24 protein-coding genes are annotated in these 21,490 nt (G+C 34.7%); 6 read left to right on the top strand and 18 right to left on the bottom strand.

Annotation, left to right across the window (positions count from 1 at the left end):
- Positions 1-182 precede the first annotated feature (182 nt).
- Both JOD29_RS15045 and JOD29_RS15050 read right to left on the bottom strand, forming a co-directional pair.
- Positions 183-1,028: a CAP domain-containing protein gene (locus JOD29_RS15045; RefSeq protein ID WP_124766289.1), complete on the bottom strand. Its 846-nt coding sequence runs from the start codon at positions 1,026-1,028 to the stop codon at positions 183-185.
- Positions 1,029-1,354: 326 nt separating this feature from the next.
- Entirely contained in the window at positions 1,355-3,043 is a 1,689-nt protein-coding gene (locus JOD29_RS15050) for a phospho-sugar mutase (RefSeq protein ID WP_205101705.1), read from the bottom strand.
- A 467-nt stretch (positions 3,044-3,510) separates the two neighbouring features.
- On the opposite strand from JOD29_RS15050, the gene JOD29_RS15055 reads away from it, so the two are divergent.
- The 3 genes from JOD29_RS15055 to JOD29_RS15065 all read left to right on the top strand — a co-directional run bounded on the left by JOD29_RS15055 (position 3,511) and on the right by JOD29_RS15065 (position 6,666).
- A complete protein-coding gene (locus JOD29_RS15055) occupies positions 3,511-4,236 on the top strand; it encodes an SDR family NAD(P)-dependent oxidoreductase (protein WP_124766291.1) in 726 nt (241 codons plus the stop codon).
- Positions 4,237-4,362: 126 nt separating this feature from the next.
- Entirely contained in the window at positions 4,363-5,289 is a 927-nt protein-coding gene (hprK, locus tag JOD29_RS15060) for an HPr(Ser) kinase/phosphatase (protein WP_124766292.1), read from the top strand.
- A 600-nt stretch (positions 5,290-5,889) separates the two neighbouring features.
- A complete protein-coding gene (locus JOD29_RS15065) occupies positions 5,890-6,666 on the top strand; it encodes a YqjF family protein (protein ID WP_240033633.1) in 777 nt (258 codons plus the stop codon).
- A gap of 146 nt (positions 6,667-6,812) precedes the next feature.
- Here the strand turns inward: JOD29_RS15065 and JOD29_RS15070 are convergent, their stop codons facing one another.
- From JOD29_RS15070 to JOD29_RS15095, 7 genes are all read right to left on the bottom strand, one after another.
- Positions 6,813-7,376: a methyltransferase family protein gene (locus JOD29_RS15070; RefSeq protein WP_124766293.1), complete on the bottom strand. Its 564-nt coding sequence runs from the start codon at positions 7,374-7,376 to the stop codon at positions 6,813-6,815.
- 151 nt (positions 7,377-7,527) lie between these two features.
- Positions 7,528-8,094 carry a DUF2812 domain-containing protein gene (locus JOD29_RS15075; RefSeq protein WP_124766294.1) on the bottom strand — a complete coding sequence of 189 codons (567 nt, stop codon included), beginning with the start codon at positions 8,092-8,094 and terminating at the stop codon, positions 7,528-7,530.
- The gene (locus JOD29_RS15080) at positions 8,081-8,398 is read right to left on the bottom strand and encodes a PadR family transcriptional regulator (RefSeq protein ID WP_124766295.1); all 318 of its coding nucleotides are present in this window, start codon (positions 8,396-8,398) and stop codon (positions 8,081-8,083) included. The genes JOD29_RS15075 and JOD29_RS15080 overlap by 14 nt, the downstream gene beginning before the upstream one ends.
- Positions 8,399-8,708: 310 nt before the next feature.
- Positions 8,709-8,882: a DUF2197 domain-containing protein gene (locus JOD29_RS20470; protein ID WP_124766296.1), complete on the bottom strand. Its 174-nt coding sequence runs from the start codon at positions 8,880-8,882 to the stop codon at positions 8,709-8,711.
- Between the two features lie 300 nt (positions 8,883-9,182).
- Positions 9,183-9,755, bottom strand: a complete 573-nt coding sequence (locus tag JOD29_RS15085) for a PepSY domain-containing protein (protein ID WP_124766297.1) — start codon at positions 9,753-9,755, stop codon at positions 9,183-9,185.
- 326 nt (positions 9,756-10,081) lie between these two features.
- Positions 10,082-11,611 (bottom strand): amidase, encoded by a 1,530-nt coding sequence (locus JOD29_RS15090; protein WP_124766298.1) that lies wholly within the window; start codon positions 11,609-11,611, stop codon positions 10,082-10,084.
- Between the two features lie 185 nt (positions 11,612-11,796).
- Entirely contained in the window at positions 11,797-12,264 is a 468-nt protein-coding gene (locus tag JOD29_RS15095; protein WP_124766299.1) for a hypothetical protein, read from the bottom strand.
- A gap of 205 nt (positions 12,265-12,469) precedes the next feature.
- Between JOD29_RS15095 and JOD29_RS15100 the strand changes: the two genes are divergently transcribed.
- Positions 12,470-13,078 carry a hypothetical protein gene (locus JOD29_RS15100; RefSeq protein ID WP_124766300.1) on the top strand — a complete coding sequence of 203 codons (609 nt, stop codon included), beginning with the start codon at positions 12,470-12,472 and terminating at the stop codon, positions 13,076-13,078.
- A 302-nt stretch (positions 13,079-13,380) separates the two neighbouring features.
- Here the strand turns inward: JOD29_RS15100 and JOD29_RS15105 are convergent, their stop codons facing one another.
- The 4 genes from JOD29_RS15105 to JOD29_RS15120 all read right to left on the bottom strand — a co-directional run bounded on the left by JOD29_RS15105 (position 13,381) and on the right by JOD29_RS15120 (position 17,067).
- Positions 13,381-15,360: a methyl-accepting chemotaxis protein gene (locus tag JOD29_RS15105; protein WP_124766301.1), complete on the bottom strand. Its 1,980-nt coding sequence runs from the start codon at positions 15,358-15,360 to the stop codon at positions 13,381-13,383.
- A 74-nt stretch (positions 15,361-15,434) separates the two neighbouring features.
- Positions 15,435-15,599: an aspartyl-phosphate phosphatase Spo0E family protein gene (locus JOD29_RS20640; RefSeq protein ID WP_275579656.1), complete on the bottom strand. Its 165-nt coding sequence runs from the start codon at positions 15,597-15,599 to the stop codon at positions 15,435-15,437.
- Positions 15,600-15,847: 248 nt separating this feature from the next.
- Positions 15,848-16,399: a hypothetical protein gene (locus JOD29_RS15115; RefSeq protein WP_124766302.1), complete on the bottom strand. Its 552-nt coding sequence runs from the start codon at positions 16,397-16,399 to the stop codon at positions 15,848-15,850.
- A 161-nt stretch (positions 16,400-16,560) separates the two neighbouring features.
- Positions 16,561-17,067 (bottom strand): RrF2 family transcriptional regulator, encoded by a 507-nt coding sequence (locus tag JOD29_RS15120; protein ID WP_124766303.1) that lies wholly within the window; start codon positions 17,065-17,067, stop codon positions 16,561-16,563.
- Positions 17,068-17,263: 196 nt separating this feature from the next.
- Between JOD29_RS15120 and JOD29_RS15125 the strand changes: the two genes are divergently transcribed.
- On the top strand, positions 17,264-17,911 hold the full coding sequence (locus JOD29_RS15125) for an FMN-dependent NADH-azoreductase (RefSeq protein WP_124766304.1): 648 nt from the start codon (positions 17,264-17,266) through the stop codon (positions 17,909-17,911).
- Between the two features lie 75 nt (positions 17,912-17,986).
- Here JOD29_RS15125 and JOD29_RS15130 read toward each other — a convergent pair whose 3' ends face one another.
- The 3 genes from JOD29_RS15130 to JOD29_RS15140 all read right to left on the bottom strand — a co-directional run bounded on the left by JOD29_RS15130 (position 17,987) and on the right by JOD29_RS15140 (position 18,950).
- Positions 17,987-18,214 (bottom strand): hypothetical protein, encoded by a 228-nt coding sequence (locus JOD29_RS15130; RefSeq protein WP_124766305.1) that lies wholly within the window; start codon positions 18,212-18,214, stop codon positions 17,987-17,989.
- A 112-nt stretch (positions 18,215-18,326) separates the two neighbouring features.
- On the bottom strand, positions 18,327-18,596 hold the full coding sequence (locus JOD29_RS20750) for a VanZ family protein (protein WP_338088325.1): 270 nt from the start codon (positions 18,594-18,596) through the stop codon (positions 18,327-18,329).
- A gap of 243 nt (positions 18,597-18,839) precedes the next feature.
- Positions 18,840-18,950, bottom strand: a complete 111-nt coding sequence (locus tag JOD29_RS15140) for a MerR family DNA-binding transcriptional regulator (protein WP_239585747.1) — start codon at positions 18,948-18,950, stop codon at positions 18,840-18,842.
- A gap of 307 nt (positions 18,951-19,257) precedes the next feature.
- Between JOD29_RS15140 and JOD29_RS15145 the strand changes: the two genes are divergently transcribed.
- Positions 19,258-20,160: a cation diffusion facilitator family transporter gene (locus JOD29_RS15145; RefSeq protein WP_124766306.1), complete on the top strand. Its 903-nt coding sequence runs from the start codon at positions 19,258-19,260 to the stop codon at positions 20,158-20,160.
- 189 nt (positions 20,161-20,349) lie between these two features.
- Here the strand turns inward: JOD29_RS15145 and JOD29_RS15150 are convergent, their stop codons facing one another.
- Positions 20,350-20,499: a hypothetical protein gene (locus JOD29_RS15150; protein ID WP_192894245.1), complete on the bottom strand. Its 150-nt coding sequence runs from the start codon at positions 20,497-20,499 to the stop codon at positions 20,350-20,352.
- A 92-nt stretch (positions 20,500-20,591) separates the two neighbouring features.
- A complete protein-coding gene (locus tag JOD29_RS15155) occupies positions 20,592-21,383 on the bottom strand; it encodes a flagellar basal body-associated FliL family protein (protein WP_124766307.1) in 792 nt (263 codons plus the stop codon).
- Between the last annotated feature and the right edge of the window lie 107 nt (positions 21,384-21,490).

Below are 21,490 nucleotides of genomic sequence, written 5' to 3' on the forward strand. Positions count from 1 at the left end.
TTTTCGAGATTCATCGACGAAATTGATAATTTACGTAAAATATGTGCTTGAATCAAAAAAACTCTTTCAAAAAAAGGCACTTTTTCAGTGACTTCAACCTGTCCCCCTGTCCCAAAAAAGATGGTCTGAAGCCAATTGACTTTGAGACCATCTTCCTTACATAACACTATTAACTTATTAAATTATTGTTGGATAAATTGTTGTGTCCAGTAGTTACCGTTTTCCACGTAACCTACACCGATATGAGTGTAGTTGGCATTCATGATGTTTTGACGGTGACCTGGTGAGTCCATCCAAGCTTGTACTACTTCAGCTGGAGTTTTTTGACCTTGGGCAATATTTTCGCCTGCAGATTTGTATGAAATGCCTGCTGCTTTGATTTGATCAAATGGGCTTCCGTAAGTTGGACTTGTATGTGAGAAGTAGTTATTTTTCGCCATATCAGCTGATTTCGCTTCCGCTACTTTCATTAATGGAGCATAAATTTCTAATGGTTTTAGGCCTGCTTTTGTACGTTCTGCATTTGTTAAATCTACCACTTGTTGTTCAAAATCTGAAACTGATTGACTCGCATTTGTTGTAGTAGTTTTTGTTGGTGCTTCTGCTTGTTGAGTATTTGTATTTGTTGGTGCTGTTGTATTTGTATTGTTATTAGTTTTTGCTGGTGCTTTTGTGTTGTTTGTCGCTTTTGCCGGTGCTTTTTGTTGTGTTGCTTGTTTAGAAGCTTGATCTTTATAAACTTCTTTACCTTCTTTAATCACTTTAACAGCGGCTTGGCCATTTAATGTTTTATTAACTAACTGCTGGAATTGATTAAAATCAAATTTACCATTAGCTAAATCAATTTGATTGATTAATTGAATGGCAATTGCTTCATAGTTGTCACCTTTAATCATTTGTACATATTGTTGAGCGTTGTCACTCTTAACTTCTTTATTTAAACTTGCCGCATCTGCTGATGTTGCTGTAAAAGATGCTCCAAATAATGTTGCTGCCATTAATGATGTTGCTAGAAATTTTTTATTCATGTTTTATTCCTCCTCGTCTTTGCAACACCAATGTTACAGCACAGATTAAGTAATATAGGGCCCATAAAATGGTAAGAGTAACAATGAAAACGCAAACTCTAGTAAATTAAAGTCTAGTTCACGAAAACCCTCATAAATATTTCCAAAATAAAAGATTATTTCTACTGAAAACCTATTGACAGATTTTCAATTTCATGAAATAAGACAATGATTCTACTTTTGTTACAAATAGATTACGGAAATTCCAGTACAGATACTTACTACAGAGTATCTTATATACAAAAAATCACTCCACTATATAAGTAAAGTGAAGTGATTTTTCAATCTTATAAAATTCCAGCTTTCAACTGCTCTAATCGTTCCATAGCTTCTTCATTTGAATCTGCCACAACGCCAAAATAGTATTTACATTTCGGTTCTGTACCGGAAGGACGAATCGTGATCCAAGAGTCGTCAGCTAACACGAATTTTATTACGTTTTCTTTTGGTAAGAAGATTGGTACTGTTGTATCATCCGATAAAGTCGCCAAGCTCGTTAAATAGTCTTCTGCGCGCACTACTTGGATGCCGGCTACCTCATTCGGAATATTGCCTCGGAAATCTTCTAAGATTTGCTTCATTTTTTCTTGGCCGTCTTTTCCTTCAAAGACTTGTGATACAAGGGCTTCACGGTGGTAACCGAACTGCTTGTACAAGTCGTTTAATGCATCTAATAATGTTTTTCCTTTTGTTGCATAGAAGGCTGCCATTTCTGCCACTTTCAACGCCACTTGTACTGCGTCTTTATCGCGAGCGAAGGTTTTGATTAAATAACCGTAACTTTCTTCATAGCCGAATAAGAATGTATATTTATTGGATTGCTCGTACTCTTCAATTTTTTCTGCGATATATTTAAAGCCCGTTAGCGTGTTAATGGTTTTTACACCGAAATGATCGGCAACTTTTGTACCAAGTTCAGCTGTCACAATCGTTTTGATCATGGCTCCATTTGTTGGCAACGTTCCTTCGTTTTGTTTCGTTTGCAAAATGTAGTGTAGTAATAAGGAGCCTAGCTGGTTGCCCGTTAACAGTTCGTATTGATCATCTTTACGAACAGCAACACCTAATCGGTCAGCATCAGGGTCAGTTGCTAGTAAAAGATCCGCTCCAACTTCATCGCCCAATTTCATGGCTAATTCGAAGGCTGCCGCTTCTTCAGGATTCGGATAGCTCACCGTTGTGAATGCCCCATCTTGTACAGCCTGCTCTTTCACGACATGAACTTGTTCAAATCCAAACTGTTTTAACCCTTCTATTACCGGAACAAGTCCAGCACCATGTAAAGGCGTATAGACCATTTTCATGTTGTAGTCAATTGCGTCATTTTCTTTCAACGTCAGAAGGTTTTGCATAAATTTAGCATCCAGATCTTCTAGAATCCACTTCAATAAACCCTCATTCTCTAACTCTTGTGGATCGCGAACTGTTAAGTCGAAAATATCTTCAATCGCATTCATGTGTTCCACAATTGCATTAGCACCCGCAGGAACAAGTTGAGCCCCATCTTCACCATACACTTTAAATCCGTTGTATTGCTTTGGATTGTGGCTTGCTGTGATAACAACACCGGCAAATGCGTTCAGCTCACGAACTGTAAATGAAAGCTGTGGTGTTGGACGAGGTTCCTTATATATATAGGAAGTAATATTGTACGCACCTAAGATACGAGCTGTTTCCACAGCAAATTCTTGGGAAAAATGACGCGTATCATAGGCAATTACAACACCGCGCTTTGTAGCCTCTTCACCATTTGATGCAACGAAACGTGCTAGTCCCTCAGCTACTCGACGAATCGTAAAAATGTTGATACGATTCGTTCCAGCACCAAGTAATCCACGCATTCCACCTGTCCCAAATGAAACATATTGATAAAAGCGGTCTTCGATTTCTTTGTCATGATCCGCGATTGCATTTAGCTCATCTTGTAAATATGTTGGTAAGTCATGGGATTGCCATTTCTCAAAAATATCTTTCATTCGTTAGAACACCTTCTTTTTTATGTTTGATGGGACATGGGGACAGGTACATCGTCCCGCGGGACAATGTACCTGTCCCCCTTGTCTCATCCACTCCATTTCCAATTATAACCCAATTTATAGGTCAACTGTCTACCTTTGCACGCTTCCATTAACATATTTCTCACATTACTTTTGTTCGTCTTATTTAAGAGCAAATTTTTACGTTCTAATTATTAAAATTAATGTACTGTTTACAAGGAAATGATAGGATAAACAATAGTAATAGATAATAGTTAATTATGTAAAAAATCAAGTTTTAGACAAGACATTAAAATCAACTTTGTTAAAGTAGAAATGAGTTATCTAGGAAACAATGTGGCTACATTTAATACTGTAAAAAACATTTGAAGAAAAAATACATTCAAACAATCGTTTGAATGAACGTTAGCTAAGAGTTCGACGTTTATATTTAAGGAGGAAGTTTAATGAATGTTTATTTTATTACTGGTGTGTCAAAAGGAATTGGGTTTGAACTTGCAAAGCAATTGAGTGAAGCGGGTCATTTCGTTGTTGGAATTGCTCGTACCATGAGCGAACTGGATGGAGTAAAATTCATTAGTGCAGATCTATCCGAAACTGATAAGCTTGAATCGGTAATGGATGAGCTATTCGCGTCTGCTCCACAAAACGCGAAATCTTTCACACTAATTAACAACGCTGGGATGGTTGATCCAATCGGGTTAATTGGAGCTGTAAATGCAGTGGAAATGACGAATGCGATTGCCGTCAATTTGACTGCACCGATGATTCTTTCTAATGCATTCATCTCAAAGTTAAAGGATTTTAAAGGATCAAAGCGTATTATCAATATTTCATCTGGGGCTGGTCGAAAAGCTTATGAGGGTTGGGGAACTTACTGTACAACAAAAGCTGGACTTGATCATTTTTCACGGGTTGTTGCACTTGAGCAATCGAAGGAAGAGTATCCAGTAGAAATCGTCTCAATCGCTCCTGGCATCGTCGACACTAGTATGCAAGAAACGATTCGAGCAAGTAACGAAGATGCATTCCCACTTCATGATCAGTTTGTTACTTACAAAGAGCAAGGATTACTTAGCAGTACGGAACAAACGGCACAAAAGATTATTTCATTTGCAGAAAATGTAGATTTTAGAGAAGTCGGTCCAATTGCAGATGTCCGTAATTATTAATATGTTATAGGGATAGGTACATTGTCCCAGTGGGACGATGTACCTGTCCCCCTGTCCCATAACGGATGACCACTCCAAAAATTTACAGTATAATTTTATAAAAAGGTAATAGGAAGTGTATATATAGTGAAAAAAGTAACAGTTGAAAACTTGATTCAGAAGTTTTCATTGAACGTATTGGCTGGTGAAGATCAACTCGAGAAATTGATTACGCAACCAGGGGTACATCGTCCAGGTCTCGAATTTGTTGGCTGTTTTGACTTTTTTCCTACAGAGCAAGTTCAAATATTAGGGAAAAAGGAAGTTACTTATTTAGAGAAATTAAGCCCCGAAGAACGTAAAATTCAAATTAAAAATCTTGTATACTATCATCCATCTTGTTTTATTGTCACAACAGGTGAAGTAGATTTTGATCATTTAATCCACCATTGTACAGAGCAGGGAATCCCCTTGTTAGTAACTAATAAGCCTGAGACGACTTCTGAATTTATCCCCAAATTGGAGACGTATTTAATAAAAGAATTAGCCCCTGAAATGGCAGTACATGGAGTTTGTATGAATGTGTCTGGTATCGGGATCTTGATTCGTGGGAGCTCTGGAGTAGGAAAAAGCGAGACAGCGCATACGTTAATTCGCCGCGGGCACCGGTTAGTTGCTGATGATATCGTTGTTTTAAAAAGACTTAGTTCACAAACGATTCTAGGTACACATGATGAGAAAACAAAGGAGTTTTTGGCTCTCCGCAGTATTGGGTTGCTCAACGTCGTTCGTTTATACGGACGTAAGGCATTTCAAGATGAAACACGAATTACGCTTGATATTAATCTAACAAAATGGGAAAAGGATGCCTTATATAATGATTTAGAACAGGAATTTCATTATACAGACTATATGGGGGTAAAAATCCCTTCTATGGAAATCCAGCTTCAACCTGGACGTGATGTTGCAGGGTTAATTGAGGCAGCCGCAAATAACTGGTATTTAAAACAGCAGGGATACAGTGCAGTTGAAGAATTTATGGATCGCATTAAGGCAGATATAACAATGGAATAACTTTTAAGCCTGCTTTTTCATACAGAAGAAAATGAAGGTTAATTCCTTCCACTTATATAAATCGTAGGTAATGAATCTAGGGTTTATTGATTTCTTCTGCATTTTTGAGCATACCAAATAAACTCTATGATTCGTATGATGGTTTCATATCTTCCTTTTAATATCCGTCGTTTACATATAAATGAGATGCTTTTCGAATCCTTAGATACCGATTCCACCTTATTTCGTCCAACTGTTCAGCGGTATCAAAAGCCCAACTTCTCTGATAGTTAAACAGTGAAATTGGGCTATTCTGTTACTTCAATTAAAGAATGCGATTCTAAGTCTCTTCCACGGTTTTCATCCTTTCATTTATTTTTTTTAGTTATCAGCATTATGTTCCAATTGGGTCTTTTCTTCACGTCCCCCACCTTTTCTTTCACTTAAGAAAACGAGATGAACTTTGATAAAATCTCACTAGAAATAAAGCTTTTTTATTTCTGTAATGGTGAATACAATTAAGATAGAATAGACTGAATTTTTTAACCTGCTCATCTAATAGTAAACGATCATCATATATTAAAATGATTTTCTTTAGTATTGACAAGGAAGTGATTTGCTGTGGGGGAACTCCTAAAAGAGAAAAAAGACCCATGGGATGACAGCCATCGTCCGTGGGCTCTACCGAATTTACCTTGGACGATGAAGCAAATATGGAGCGATCTGTTATTTGCTCATTATCCAATTAAATATGAGGTGTTACGAAAATTAGTACCCGAAGCACTGCATTTAGATTCATACAATGGCATGTGTTGGATTGGGGTTGTACCGTTTCGAATGTCGGGGATTAGACTGCGGGGATTGCCATCTATTCCAGGTACAGATCAATTTCCTGAGCTCAATGTTCGGACATATGTAACTTTAGATGGTAAGCCTGGTGTGTACTTTTTTAGTTTGGATGCTGCTAATTGGCTAGCTGTAAAAGGGGCTAAAACACTATATCACTTACCCTATTGGCACGCTGATATGGAGATCAAAAATAGTGGAACAAACATTGAATTTAAAAGTAAGAGACTACAAGACAATGAAATTGAATTAGCTTGTAGCTATAGACCCATTTCAGAACCATTTCAAGCAAGTAAGGGATCTTTCGAGGAATGGATGGTCGAGCGTTACTGCTTCTACACCTTAAATTCATCGGGAGTACCGCTACGCTGCGATATTTTACATGAGCCTTGGAGATTACAAGAGGCAGAAGCAGAATTTAGGTATAATTCAATACTCTCCAAGCAAGGCATTGATGTCGCTAGTGATTCGCCTATAGTTCATTTTGCAAAAAAGATTGAGGTACGTGCTTGGCCTCTTGTCCATCATTCCACTGATCATTTTAGTACTTGAGGGCAGAATCAGGCCTCTACCATAAAATACTGGCACTACCTAGCATAAGTACATTTACTATGCTTTACTAAACAATCTTGGCCATTAAAGACAAAATGAGCGCCACTTCCTCAAGAGTGGCGCCAGATTGCTGAAAGAAAAGTAAACTAAAGATATCGACGTACTTTTTTGCTGTATTGTTTATATTCCTCACCGTAAATTTTCATCAACGATTGTTCTTCAAGTAGCACTTGTCGATTAAAAAGCCAATAACCTACAATCAAATATACTAGTAAAATCCAATTTGGATAAATAAGGAATTCTCCTAATAAAACGAATCCAAAAGCAGTATATATCGGATTTCGACTGATGGCAAAGGCCCCAGTAGTAATTAAAGGGCCAGGATGGTCTTCATCAATTCCCACCCTGAAGCTTTTTCCGAACGAAATTAAGCTATAAAGGAATAATAAAAGACCTAATAAGCAGAAGACCACGCCAATCCAACCGATGGACTCACTTCTAAACAATTCAGTACCCAATCGTGGTAAGTTAAAAGCATTGGCAAAAATCAAATAAAATAACAGCAAAGCAAATGGCGGTATAATAAAGTCCTTTTTATCCATTTCGCCAAATTTAAATGCTTTGATGCCCAGTTTTTTTAATTGTTTGGAACGGATGATGACCATTGTGATTAGCAAAACAATCGTAATAACGGCAATAGATCCTTGCAACCTGAAACCACCTTTCTATTCACTATTTTATTCTATCCTACTTGTTAATGAATAAATTTATCCTACAATTGGCACTTAACCTAAAGAAAAAACGCAATTCATGCATCTGAATTGCGCTAGATCATGGAATAAACATTAGCCTCTTATAGCATTATTTTTCTTTTAATATTGAATACTTTCGATAAGCTTTATAGAAACTGTACCCGAAGAAAATAGTCATAATGGCGGGAAGAGACCTTAAAAGGACAAATGGCGTTTCAAATAAAAATGCTTTCCAAAATAATGCACCTTCCATACTCCAAAGACCTTCCGTTAAATATAATCCTGAATCTTTGTAAACCAGATAAGAGAAAATCAATGTCATTATTCCTATACTAGATACATAATTCATCAATCTTTTATAATAATTACTCTTTGATTGGCGATCCGAATAGATTTCATTTTGATCGTCATCTTCTTTTTGCCAATACTGTAATCCACGCTGGCTCCCCTTTATATAGCTCCAACCAAAGTCCTCATAAATCCCTTTGTAGTTCTCGTACTTTTCCTTCGATAAATAATCTTGATAATCCAATCGCATCACAAATCTCTTATCGGTTTTTTCGAAAGTGTATAGGCCTAATCCACTGATCTTTGTACAGCGATATCCTTTTTGTAATTGTTTATTCAGCCATTGCTCTTCTTTTTCAATATCAAAAAACACCTTAAACATTTTCATTTGATTCACTTCCTTCGTACAGAGATAAAATGTGCAATAACCTGTTTTGTTCCATTTTCAAAATGGTCTTTCCTTCCGCTGTGATCATATAAACTTTTCTCCGACCTGACTCTCCAACAGATTCAATCCAACCATGTTTATTCAAGTTTTCAATCGCACCGTATAATGTACCCGCTGCTAAACTAACGGTACCATTACTTATTTCTTCTATCTTCTGCATTACGGCATAGCCATGGAGTGGTTCGCGTAAAGCTAATAAAATATAATGCATCGTTTCAGACAACGGCAATAATTTATGTTTCATGTTTTCAACCTCTATTCAGTTCGACTATATAGTTCAACTTAATAATAAGTTAATACAGTTCAACTGAATAGTCAACCAATTTTTTATAAGTTGTCAAAAGAACTTAAAGTGATAAACTTGATCACTAGTAAAAAATCAATCTAAAAAGTCGCTTCCCGAATGTTAGGGAAAGCGACTTTTAAAGTGTTCATATTCAATTTAGATGGTTCTTTTTAAGGAAAGGGTTAATTCTTATGATGAAACGTGCACTTTTCTGAAATAACGTAACTATGTTTACAATCCTGAAGTGATTATTGTACTAACGCCCGCATCACTTTAAGGATGATAAGAAATTTTTTATTGCATCCATGCGTATTTTTGATTCGCACTCCTCACAACGAAATACCTTATTTGTTCTTTCTTTAAATAACTTATATTTTTGTGAACCTTCATCTAATGTGAATTTTTGTCTACAACTACAACAAACTATTTCATAGTAAAACATAGTTATCCACCTACTGTCTGGCTTATTATTTTTAGTTGATTTCTCGAAGATTGTAACGAGTTCGTTAGTATATTTCTGAACATTTAACTAGGGGTTCTCATTAATTCAATGGTGAATCCGTCAATCGCATTTCTTATCGTTCATATTTTTACTCATGTTTTTATTTTAGTACAATCGTACAAGAAAAGTGCAAACAAAAAACCATTTAGGTGAAAATATCTAAATGGTTTTTGAATACCTATATATATAAATCCTCTATTAATTCGATGTGTACTAAATGGGCTCTTATTCCCATTCTAATTAATCATCTAAATCATCATCGTCTTCATGGTCAAAATTTAGTTCGATCACTTTACCTGTGACGGCATCGATTTCGACGTCTGCTTCCCCTTTGTTTGTGATCAGTTCCAATTCATAAACAAATCGGCCGTCGTCTTCATCCAATTCTAGTTCAGTCACAGTTCCATTCACAGCTTTTTCTGCAAGTTGTTTTGCTTTTTCATCAGTAATAAGGTTTGTAGATTGAACGACTCCAGTGCGATCGTCCGAATCATCATCATTATTACTATCTTCCTTCATTAGCTGAACTTCACCTGTGTAAGCATCAATGTAAAGGTCATAATCCTTTTTGCCATTTTCAACTTCTACTTCATAATACTGGTTGCCCTTATAGCTTTCCAACTCAATGTTTTCCACATGTCCTGTTACTTTTGAAAGTGCGATTTCCTTTACCTTTTCTACAGAAATCATTTCCTTGCTTGTCGTAACCTTTTGATCATTTGTTGTTTCACCATTATTAGCAGCTCCTACAGCCACTGCACCGCCTAGAATGACACTTACTGATAATACGCCAATTAACATTTTGTTCTTCATTTTATTTTCCTCCTTCATTTTTAACCTTTCTATATTTACACTATAGCCAACGAAAATTAGAGAGAAGGAAGAAGAACATTAGAATTTAATGAGAGTTTTCTTTTTATTTATAATAAATGGGGCACATGACTTATACAAAAGTACATTCTGTTTAATAATCGCGCCTTTCAATTAGCCATATCAAAATAAGTGCTGACCCTTTCTACCTGAAAAGAGACACGTAATGACGCTTAAATGAAAATAGACGCGCCTTCTTAGCGAAAGCGCACGACGGCTGAATAAGAATATTAGACTAAGAAAAGGTGTTTCATCCTTGCTATATATACTTAATGAAACATAACGCTAAGCTTGTTAGGGGGATAGTCCTCCCTTTTAGTAGAGCTTTTTTCCAATTGGGTCATGATTGATAAAATAACATTCTCTTTATGCGGTGCCGAAACAATCTGTAATGCAACCGGGAGACCTGTGGACCCTATTTCTGTATCAATTGCCGCTCTATGAACAAGATCCTTTTCATTCCTTTTAAGAAATTCTTCTTCACTTCGAACAAGAGTGTAAGAAAAGGCTCCGGAAGGGAATCCTAAATAATTGATTAATGAATTGTATGCACCCTCGTAAGTTAGGTTTCTAGATCCATTATGATATAATGCGGGCGTTGGAAAAACAGGACATAAAACAGCATCTAACTTTTTATCCTTTATTTCTTCTAATACAAAATCCCTATACATTTTACGTTTTACTATAAGTTCTTCATATTCTTCTTCAGTCTTTTTGCCGATAAAAGGAAATACAACCGTGGAAATTGTTTGCTGTTGCATTAGTTTTAATAGATAAATTAAAACTTTTCTTCTTACCTTTCCAATTTTTTGTACACGTATCAAGTTTTTTATGGGATATTCCTGTTTCGAATTTCCGATTGTTTCTTTTAAGCCTCTACCATCATCTGCGCACATCATTCCATAAAAAGTTTGCATACTCTCTTTGATTTTTGGAAATTCATAAGGGATTATTTCTGCACCATTTTCTATTAATACTTTAGAGGCATGATGAATTGCCCGTTGGATGGCAGGTGAAGTTGGAAGTATGTGATCGCTTTCCCAAATTCCAATTCTCATACCTTCCAAATTCTTAATTTCCATTATCTTACCTGATAAAACTTCAAATGCTAAAGTTAAATCGTCTACACTTCTTGCTAAAGGACCAATGGATGACATTTCTCCTGCTTCTTTTCTTATATGTAAGATTTGCTTCGGTGCCCTTTGAGAAATTACTCCCGGTGTAGGTTTTAATGCATGAATTCCACAAAAATGTGCAGGTGTTCGAACGCTTCCTCCAATATCTGTACCTATTCCAAGTGGTGAAAACATGGAAGCAATAGCTGAACCTTCTCCTCCTGAACTTCCCCCAGCTGTTCTTCTAGTATCCCAAGGATTCATTGTCCTTCCGTAAACAGGATTAAAAGTCTCACACCCCAATAATAGTTGCATTGCGTTAGTTTTAGCTAAAATAATCGCTCCATGATCTCTTAACCTTTTGACTGATGGATCATCTTCTTCTAAGAGCTCTTCTCTACCTTCGATCCCCCAAGTAGAAGGCGTTTCTTTTACATCAATACTCTCCTTAATTGTTATAGGAACTCCATGTAGTGGGCCTAAAAAATGTCCTCTTTCTGCCATTTCATCATATTTTTTTGCTTCCATGCGTGCTCTCTCAAACAACGGATAAACAATTGAATTATATTGCTCGTTTTTACTCTCAATTCTTTCAATGAATGAATTAACAACTTCCAATGATGTAAATTTACCCTGCCGAATACCTTCAGCTATTTCCTTTGCCCCCAACTGATATAATTTCATTCTCTACCCTCATTCATATTTTGATATAAAAAAGTTCTATACAATGGATAGAAGAACCTTCTTAACTATTCAAGTTCTTTAATATACTGGATTCTCTGTACAAGTTCCCGTGATCCCTTCACAAATTCAAGAATTTTTTTTAAAGAGAAAAGAGCAGCATTATCCTTCGAAACGCGCCCGCTAGCTTAATAATGTTCTGCAACGGAAATTAACCACTCTTTATCTTTTTTATTATTAGTAAATAGGTATTTGTAGCTTTGTTGATTGGATTTTCTCCACTTTAATACAAATTCTTTATCTTTTGAAATCCATTCCATTTCAGCTATATGATCGTTTTCAATCTTCTTCGATGGCCGATCATCAAACCATGAAGATGCAATCATAAACGTAATGTTATGACTTCCCTTTTCATAGAACACTTTTGTTACTGGGTGTGTGAAGCCGTCATTATCATACGTTATTTGTTTCATTTGATAGCCCTCTGGCATTACTGGTGCTTTAAATTCACCAATTTCTTGTTCTGCATCCTTTTTGTTATCAAATATAAGATGTTCCTCGTCACTGCAAGCAACAAGAAAAAGAATAAATGAAAATAGTAATATTTTTATTAACTTCACCTTATCACCCTCTCTTACCGTGCAAACTTTCTTCAACTCTTCTCCCCTTTAATCTTTAATAAAATTTTCAATAAATTCAATGTTTCTTGTAAAAAGCAAAGGAGGCATCGTGTACCTAGTTCGTAATATATATTTTGCACTATGCCATTTTTATTATTTTTTCCTTATCTCTATATATCTATATATCTCGATATCCTAAAAATGTATAATCTTACTTATATTAACTCGAAGGGGCTAAAGAATGAATAAAAAATTCTCTAAAATTTTATCGATCGTTACCTTTAGTACACTGTTATTAGTAGGATGCGGTAAAGAAGAAACTGACAGTACTCAAAGCTCACAGGAAACAGAACAGACAACAAATGAAAGCGAAGTTGTCGAAACTTCTCAAACAGAGGTAAAAGAAAATACGGAAAATAAAGGAAGCGAATTGGTCAACGTAAATTTTGAAGAAATTACTTTTAAGATTCCTAATACCGCTGAAAAATTAGATGTCGGTGAGCAACAACTTCCTGTTGCTGTTTATTTGCTCGACGCTACTATTGGAACAAGTTTTAATGTTGTTTTAGAACCATTACAACAACCTTTAAGCTTAAAAGAATATATTGACTTGGCAACAGCTAGCACTGGGTATGAGTATCAAAGTAACGAGTACTACACAACAAATGGTATTGAATGGAATGAAGTAGTTAGCTTAAATAACACACCTCAAGGTACCATGAAGTTAAATCAAAGAACATTTATGAAGGATGATCAAGTTTATATTTTCACGTATGCAGGTACGCCTGAAAATTACGAGAGCAATCTACAAGACTTCAAAAATGTTATTGAATCGGTAATTGTAAACTAAAAAAATCCTAAAAAAGCACAGCAGCACATGATCTGACCCAAGTGTCGATCTGCTACTATGCTTTTTTATTATAAATTGAAAAAACTTCTCTTATTAAAGGTGGCTTCCCTTCTCGCCATCCTTCAAAATAACTAATCCAAGCAATCATATGATGTCTAATCGAGGGTAACTAATTGTTATGCCGTTTGTTAACTTCAATCGTAATGAACTCCGGTAAGCGATATTTTTACTTTTTTCAGATAAAAATATCATTCTGTACTCAAAAGGCTCCAATTTAAAAAATTGGAGCCTTTCTGACTAAATCAATATTTGAATTTCGAAATCAATATGCGTAACTCTTCGGCCATCTCCGTTAGTGATTGAGCGGAAGATGAAATTTCCTCCATTGCTGCGAGTTGTTCTTCAGCAGAGGCAGCCACTTCTTCTGATGCAGCAGCATTTACTTCTGCAATTTCTGCATTTTCATTTGCACGTGCTGTTGTTTCTTGAATAGCCGCAGAAGTTTGTTCTATCGTTGCTGATACCTCTTCCATTTGAGGTGTTACTTTATTTAGGCTTTCAATAATTCCATAGAATTTAGTTACTGCATCATTTGAAAACTCAACACCATTTTCTACTTGTTTTGTAATATTCGTCATGTTCGTTACTGTGTTTTCAGTATCATTTTGAATAGCCGAGATAATTTCTTGAATATCACCTACGGACTCGCGAGATTGTTCCGCTAATTTTTTGACTTCATTTGCCACAACTGCAAAACCTTTTCCATGTTCGCCAGCTCTAGCTGCTTCAATGGAAGCATTTAAAGATAGAAGGTTTGTTTGGTCAGCAATACCAGTAATAATCTTTAAAATGGAATCAATTTGTTTAGATCGTTCTATTAAGGATTGAATCGTCTTATGAGAGTTCAAGACAGATTCCTGAATAGCTTCCATTTGATTTACCATTTTCCCTACAGACTCCCCACCCTCTTGTGCATGTTGAGTTGCATCTTTCGTTAACTCTGTAACTTTTGAAGAAAACTCCGCAATATGTACAGCACCATCCGATATTTCTTCTAAAGAATGGACACTAGCGTCAACGCTTTCTTTTTGTTTTTCAGCACTCTCGGAAACATGTTGAATGGACGTTGAGACTTGTTGAGTTGCTGCGCTTGTTTCTTCGGAGCTTGCCGTTAATTGTTGGGCAGAAGCCGCCACTTGTTCTGCATTCTGTTCTATATTTCGCAAAAGAGAGATTAAGTTATCTTGCATGTCAACAAAAGCTTGTCCTAACTGGCCAATTTCATCTGTTGATTTTACTTTTATTGTCTCGGTCAGGTCACCGTTACTAAGATTAATCGCCTTTTCTTTTAACTCATTAATTGGTGTGACAATGGAGCGAATAATGAAGTAAATAAGTACCCCACCAATCAACATTGCAATACCAATTACAATTAGTGTTGCATCTAGTATTGGAGATGCCGCTTTATCTATTTCCTTTGTATAAATATTCCCCGCGATTTTCCATCCAGTCAAATTATTTGTTGTAAAATTCATTATTTTAGGTTGACCATTTAATTCATACTCGAACATACCGGACTGGTCTTTATAAAAATTTTCATAAAATGATTCGGTTGCTTTAGTACCTGGTTCATGATCGGGATGGACAATAAAATTCCCGCTTTTATCCATCAAAAGAGCATAACCTTCTTCACCAATTTCAATTTGTTCAGTTAATTCTTGAAGGTAGCTCAGTTTTAAATCGAATCCTACCACACCTGAGCCGTCACCTAGACTTTGGGAAACTGCAACAACTACCTCATTGTTTCTTTTTGATACATAAGGGTCAGAAATTGAAGCTTGTCCAGTTTGTGCCATCGCATTTTGATACCAAGGTCTCTGGGTAGCATCATAATCTGGACCTAAATCTGCTTTCGGATAATTAATAAGAGAACCATCCGGAAGTCCAACATATATAGCCTCTACCTCGGGATGAAACTGAATATATTGCGCCAAGATACCCTCCAATTGATCGGTATTCTCTTTATTTAACATTTTTTTATTAACAAGTTTAGAGAAATTACCTATGTCATCCACTTTTGGTTCAATGGCATTGTCTATTGTAAGATTTAAAATACTAATATTATCTTCAATGGCGGATCGTAGTTCAGTTTCGATCGCACCTTTTGATGCAAGAAACCCGCGCACCCCAATAACTATAGAAGGGATAAGTAAAATAAAGACAAACGATAAAATTAATTTTGGTTTAAGATTTGATAGTTTTGCAAATTTCAATTTTTTCATAGGTGTTCCTTTCTTGATGAACCAATCACTAACTTTTCCTTATGTATAATGATTTGAATTTTTATTTTTTTAAATCACTTATAGTTCTTGATTTGAATTTGATTAATCACTACATCTAATTCTTTACTACATTTAATGGTGTCGGGGTGGGTAAACCCCTTTCGCATTCCAAATGAAATCATACGTTTTTGTAGAGAATGAAACTTTTTTTCTAATTCAAGGGGAATAAGAGTATTCAACTAAAGTACCTCCAGTAACAACATAAAAAATGGACAACAGAACTATTATAGTACTTTCATTAAAAAAATATAGTTATTTTTTTACAAAGCTTGTAAGTTTTTTACACAAAATAGAGACTTATTAACATAAAAAACAATAATTGAACTGTAATTGGATGGTCCTAATAAAAAATCCACCGCTCTATGAACGGTGGAAATATAGCAAAAAAACACATTCCATATATTTGGAAATGTGCCGTTTAAATAAACTAAATCTTAATTTTAAATACTTTCCCTTTTCTCACAAATAATTGGTTATCACTATTACTTGTATATTCTCCAATTTCAGTACCTATACGATTGTATATAGTAAATACCTTTTCATGACTTGATTTAACATAGATAGTTTTATATTTTTCAGATTGATAATAAGGAATAATAACATCTCTAAACCATATTTGACCATTCCCTCTACCTTCTTGGGATATATGAAAATAGTTAAAGATCAAAACATCGTTTTTATTCTCATCATTCAATGTTATGGATTCATTAAAAAAAGTTTTATAATCGATTATTCCACTTGTGACAAGAGCAATCCCTACATATTCTCCATCTTTCAACATCACATGGAAATCCATCTTCATATCCTTATTCTTTTTCACTTTCTCGATGAGGTTAGTGCAATGATAGACTTCATTATAGTCATCCCACTCATTTTCCGCTTTATATAGTAGGTTTTTTATGATTGGCGTAAGGTACTTACTGTTAAATTCGGTTGCAACTCCAAAAGTAATTTCATTTCTTTTATGTATGATTTCCATAAGTAATCTCCTTAGCTAAGTTCGTTGAGAGAAATTTAATTTTTCCTTTTCAATATACACCAACTAACATTCTCATTCCATCTTCTGTTATTCAACAATAATGGCATTTCCCTATAGAAAAAGATACAAAGAAGGCACTATTCCAACTTGAAATAACGCCCCTAATCTGAGTTTTTATTTTTAAAGTATTCACGGGAACCTTCTCTTATTGTTGTAGGTAATACGTGTTCAAGTTCCTCATTTAACCATAAGAGTGTCTTTTTACTTAAAAAATCTTGCATATGTTGTTCTGCCTCAAGCATGACTAGATTAATTGTACAAGTAGGATTACTAGATGTGCATGAAGAGCATTCCTGATTTTGATACATTAGATGATTACTTACAATATTTTTGCACTGAAAAATTGGCTTAATTCCTTCTACTGCTTGGATTACATCCCAAAAAGAGATCTCTTCAGGGGCTTTTGCCAATTTATATCCCCCATTTACCCCAGGTACAGAACTTACGATACCAGCCTTAGATAATTTACCGAAAACTTTAGATAGATATGTCTCTGAAAGTCCTTGAAATTCTGAAAGATCCTTTATTCCTATGCTTTCATCTGAAGGAGCATCAATCAAATAGACAAGACTATGTAAAGCATATTCAACCATTACACTATACTTCATTTAGTTCACCTGCTTTATTTTTCTAGATAGTAAGTGTATTTGTATCTTAACACAAACTTGAAGGTACATATATTTTTCAATTTGACACAAAGTACTAATCGATGTATATTAATAGAGCTTTAATTACAGACAATGTTTATCGACGATTAAAAAAGTCCTTAATTATACTAACTATTCTTCCAGGGGGAATACATCTATGAGTAAAATTCTTGTAATAAACGCACATCCAATAGTTAATTCAACTTCTTCAGTAAGTCTAAATGTTCTAGAACACTTTATGAGAACATACAAAGAGTTACATTCTAATGAGGAAATCATCGAACAGATCAACTTGTACAGTGAAGAAGTACCGATGATCGATGAAACGGTTTTAACAGCATGGGGAAAATTAAGAAATGGACAAGAGCTTACTATCCAAGAGCAAGAAATAACACAGCGTATGGATGCGATACTACAACAATTCAAAAGCGCCAATAAGTACGTTATTGCTTATCCATTGCATAACTTTAATATTTCCTCAAAATTAAAGGCCTATATGGACAATATTTTGATTGCAAGGGAAACGTTTAAATATACTGATACTGGGTCAGTTGGGTTACTTACAGATGGAAGAAGTATTGTAGTGATACAAGGAAGCGGAGCAGTCTATACCAATAATGACTGGTATACGGAAGTTGAGTATTCGCATAAATACTTAAAATCAATGTTCAATTTTATGGGCATTGAAGATTACGACATTATACGGGTACAGGGAACTGATTTACTGGGTGCTGATCGAGATCAGATTTTACAAAATGCATATGTAGAAGCTGAGAAAATTGCTTCTACATTAGCGAAGAAATAAAACTTCAAATTAAATTACACCATAAAAAAACATCCAAATTGGATGTTTTTTCATTATTCATGACAATAAATGTGACTAGATTTTCTTTTTAACATCTTCTCTTATTGATTCAATAAGTTGATCAGGTAAATTTGCTGGAAGAGATGTACCTTCTTTAAAAACCCATGTATTGATTATTTCAAGGTCTGCTTTTTTAAGAGTAATGCTGTAATCTTCATCTTGGTACGCAAAATCAATAGTCACGAATTCTTCACCTTCGAATTCATCATCAATAATCATGTTCTTTATTTCATAAGGCTTCACGAATCAACACCTCGTTCATCTTTCTTTTATATAGAGTTAACTTTAAATTTATCTTTATTCACTATTTTCAACTAATCTACACAGATTAATTCAAACAGAAAAAGTAGCCTCATTATTTAAGTAACCTCTGAACTTTTCTTGTTTTCCAAATACCAAAACCTAGTAATGCACCTACCATATTAAGTATAAAATCATCAATATCAAAACTTCCTCTTCTTGTGACTAATTGTGTTACTTCAATAACAAATAATAAAATAATCATCGAGAACGTAAATCTCCCTATTTTGTTGATTTTCTTACTATAGTAGGGTAGATAAATCCCCATTGGTAAAAACATAATTAAGTTTCCAAAGAGGTTTTTTATTGGAATACTTATGTTCAAACTCCCGTCAAACATTGCCAATATATATGCACTTATTGTTTTAAATGGTACGAAATTTGAAGAACCCCCTTATATATTCTATTAACGATAAGTCTGACCAAATATGACCTCTAATACCCACAAACATAACTCCTACAAGCAAAAGCATTACTAGTGCTATTAAATAAATGATGAAACTGACACTCAAAATTACCTTTATTACGTTTTTCATTTATTCAACCTGTCTTTCTTGTATGTTAAATGTTAACCAGCTTCAGTCGTTTGCTCTGGAATCAGAAGTCCTATTTTGTGATAGTGGTGTAAAGTCTTTACTGTTGTATGGGCTAGTTTTGCCACTTCATGAACGGTGTACATTTTTTCCTCCTTTCCGTGTTCTTTATACTAAAGTATCCGCTAAGGTAAGAGTCAACACTTTTAATTCTTTTTTCGTTTTTATTAGGGATGTTTCATAAATGAAATGCAAAGAACTATGATTATAAAACTATTGAAAAAGTGAATTTACTGGCCTATAATGTATAGGCGCAAATTTATAGGAGTGATAATTGATGATACAGTTTTCTCGTTCAACCAAACTACATATTTTCATTTAAAATCCTTTGATTATTTAAAATCAAAGGATTTTGTTGTTTTAGGGAAAGACTTTTAGTGGAGGAACAAATTAATGAATCAACACACAAATTCAAACGCTTCCATGTTCGCGGGCTGGATTAGTTTAATCAGCAACATCGTGCTAACCGGTCTAAAAATTGTAGTCGGTGCAATCTTCAACAGTCCCGTTCTTCTAGCAGATGGTTATCATAATGCTGGTGATGTCATTGCAAGTGGTGCCACATTGACATCGATGCGCATTTCAAAGCGTCCTGCCGATGAAGATCATCCTTATGGACATGGTAAAGCGGAAGTTCTAAGCTCAGCTATTGTAGGGATTATTTTAGTTTTAGCTGCTTGTTTTATTGCCTATGAATCTATCAAAGTTTTCTTCGAGGAACCTGAAAAAGCTGGGTTAATTGCCTTTGTAACGGCTATTATTTCTCTAATTTGGAAGCTCGTTCTATACGTATATACAATAAAAGTTGGAAAAAAGATTAATAGTAAGGGTCTAATTGCTACTGCAAATGATCACCTTGCAGATGTGTATGCGTCATTAGCTGCGGTAGTTGGTATTGGACTTGCATTGGTTGGGGAAGCCTATCAGATCAACATCCTTTTATACGGGGATCCAATTGCTGGATTAATTGTGACATTCTTAGTCTTTAGACTTGCATACGAAATGCTAGTTGAAGCTGGTGCATCACTTATGGAAAAAAGTGTAGGTCATGAATTATTAGATGATTTCCAAACCATCATTTTAACAGTTCCAGAAGTAAAACGTATCGACCGTCTACGTGCTAGAGAACACGGTCATTATATATTGGTAGATCTTCGTGTGAGTGTTCCTGCTAATTTAACAATTCAAGAAGGTCATGATATCATCCGTAAAATTAAAAAGACATTAATGGAGCATCACGATGATGTGGCAGAAGTGCTTATACATTTAAATCCATGGTATGAAAATGATAAATAAATAAAAAAATAAAAAACATCTTAACCTTTTTATTAAAAATTTACTTGTTAAGATGTTTTTTTATAAAATTTTTGGATAAAGTTATACAGAACTCCGTGCTAGTACTATAGCGCAGTTCCATCTTCTGGAAATACGACAGATTTGGAGAGCATTAATTAACTAAAGCCTTCGTTAATTTAAGATCTATATTCATTTATCTGTTTGATTTTGTTTCTTTTTCAAATACTCCGCACGTATTTTTTCAAGTTGCTGCTTTTTATCAAATTTGGCAGGTTTGTTTTTCTCATGATACTTTGACACAGCTACCTTACCTTTAGTATCCAATTGATATTTCCCCATTTTGTTCACCTACTTTTCATGTCTTTAAAGAGAATCTAATCAGTTATATACCTTATTTTGCTCAAGTAGCTCTTATTAATGTATTGATATCCTTATTGTTCAGTTTCTTTTTCATCACCAAGAATCGCTTCTCTAGTTTGTTCAACTCTTATAGTTGATTCTTCACCTGACTTTTCAAAAACAATATCTTTAACATATTTTTTTAACTCTGGTTTGTCGAATAAGATTTCTTTAAGTGAATCATTCGTTAATTTATACCCTTCATGAACTTTGCTATCATCAGCAAGAATCGCTTGGATGCCTTGATTGATCGCATCTTCATAAATTAATTTTCGGTAATTCTCCGTGTATTCTTTTCTAAATAATCCTACAAAACTATCAAAATAACTTTTGTCAAACATAGGAATATAAGCTAATTCTAAGGCTGGTACTTTAATGTGTAGAGTTTTAGATTTTTCATCAAAATAAAAATCTTCTTTTTTGATATTTTTCAAATCATACCCAAGCATAAAGTAACCAAACAAATGAATGTTGTATTCTTTTCCAAAAAGGTATCTTCCGAATTTTTTGCCTGTTGTTTCAAGCCAAATATCATCATCTTGAAGCTTTAAAAATTCGTAAGTGTCATCTTCGGTGTAATCGAAGTCTTGGATATCCTCATATCCGAAGTGTTTGCTAATTTCTCGCACATTTCTGTATGCAATATTTTCTACAATGACCTCACCATCTATTGCTGTTGTTGCTTTTGCTACTTTTTCTTCTCCACCTTTCAAAAACATATATGTTCCTGCTGATCCGGCAGAGGCACATAGTAACGCAAAAACAATGATCGTAACAATTCTTTTCTTCCATGATTTCTTCTTATAAACTCTGAATCCTGGCATAATTTTTTCTCTCCATTATTTTGTAATTTATATAACAGATTTGGATTTTTTCATTACTTTCTTAATCAATTTGTTTTTTCCTAACTATCTTATATTGCAAATTTATT

It is taken from the genome of Lysinibacillus composti (assembly GCF_016908465.1).
Taxonomy (GTDB): Bacteria; Bacillota; Bacilli; order Bacillales_A; family Planococcaceae; genus Ureibacillus; species Ureibacillus composti_A.

Bases quoted from the DNA above. Each gene is read 5' to 3' on its own strand.
- JOD29_RS15045 (WP_124766289.1), bottom strand. From the start codon at position 1,028: ATGAATAAAAAATTTCTAGCAACATCATTAATGGCAGCAACATTATTT.
- JOD29_RS15050 (WP_205101705.1), bottom strand. From the start codon at position 3,043: ATGAAAGATATTTTTGAGAAATGGCAATCCCATGACTTACCAACATAT.
- JOD29_RS15055 (WP_124766291.1), top strand. From the start codon at position 3,511: ATGAATGTTTATTTTATTACTGGTGTGTCAAAAGGAATTGGGTTTGAA.
- JOD29_RS15075 (WP_124766294.1), bottom strand. From the start codon at position 8,094: ATGAAAATGTTTAAGGTGTTTTTTGATATTGAAAAAGAAGAGCAATGG.
- JOD29_RS15080 (WP_124766295.1), bottom strand. From the start codon at position 8,398: ATGAAACATAAATTATTGCCGTTGTCTGAAACGATGCATTATATTTTA.
- JOD29_RS20470 (WP_124766296.1), bottom strand. From the start codon at position 8,882: ATGTTTTACTATGAAATAGTTTGTTGTAGTTGTAGACAAAAATTCACA.
- JOD29_RS15085 (WP_124766297.1), bottom strand. From the start codon at position 9,755: ATGAAGAACAAAATGTTAATTGGCGTATTATCAGTAAGTGTCATTCTA.
- JOD29_RS15090 (WP_124766298.1), bottom strand. From the start codon at position 11,611: ATGAAATTATATCAGTTGGGGGCAAAGGAAATAGCTGAAGGTATTCGG.
- JOD29_RS15100 (WP_124766300.1), top strand. From the start codon at position 12,470: ATGAATAAAAAATTCTCTAAAATTTTATCGATCGTTACCTTTAGTACA.
- JOD29_RS15105 (WP_124766301.1), bottom strand. From the start codon at position 15,360: ATGAAAAAATTGAAATTTGCAAAACTATCAAATCTTAAACCAAAATTA.
- JOD29_RS15115 (WP_124766302.1), bottom strand. From the start codon at position 16,399: ATGGAAATCATACATAAAAGAAATGAAATTACTTTTGGAGTTGCAACC.
- JOD29_RS15120 (WP_124766303.1), bottom strand. From the start codon at position 17,067: ATGAAGTATAGTGTAATGGTTGAATATGCTTTACATAGTCTTGTCTAT.
- JOD29_RS15125 (WP_124766304.1), top strand. From the start codon at position 17,264: ATGAGTAAAATTCTTGTAATAAACGCACATCCAATAGTTAATTCAACT.
- JOD29_RS15140 (WP_239585747.1), bottom strand. From the start codon at position 18,950: ATGTACACCGTTCATGAAGTGGCAAAACTAGCCCATACAACAGTAAAG.
- JOD29_RS15145 (WP_124766306.1), top strand. From the start codon at position 19,258: ATGAATCAACACACAAATTCAAACGCTTCCATGTTCGCGGGCTGGATT.
- JOD29_RS15150 (WP_192894245.1), bottom strand. From the start codon at position 20,499: ATGGGGAAATATCAATTGGATACTAAAGGTAAGGTAGCTGTGTCAAAG.
- JOD29_RS15155 (WP_124766307.1), bottom strand. From the start codon at position 21,383: ATGCCAGGATTCAGAGTTTATAAGAAGAAATCATGGAAGAAAAGAATT.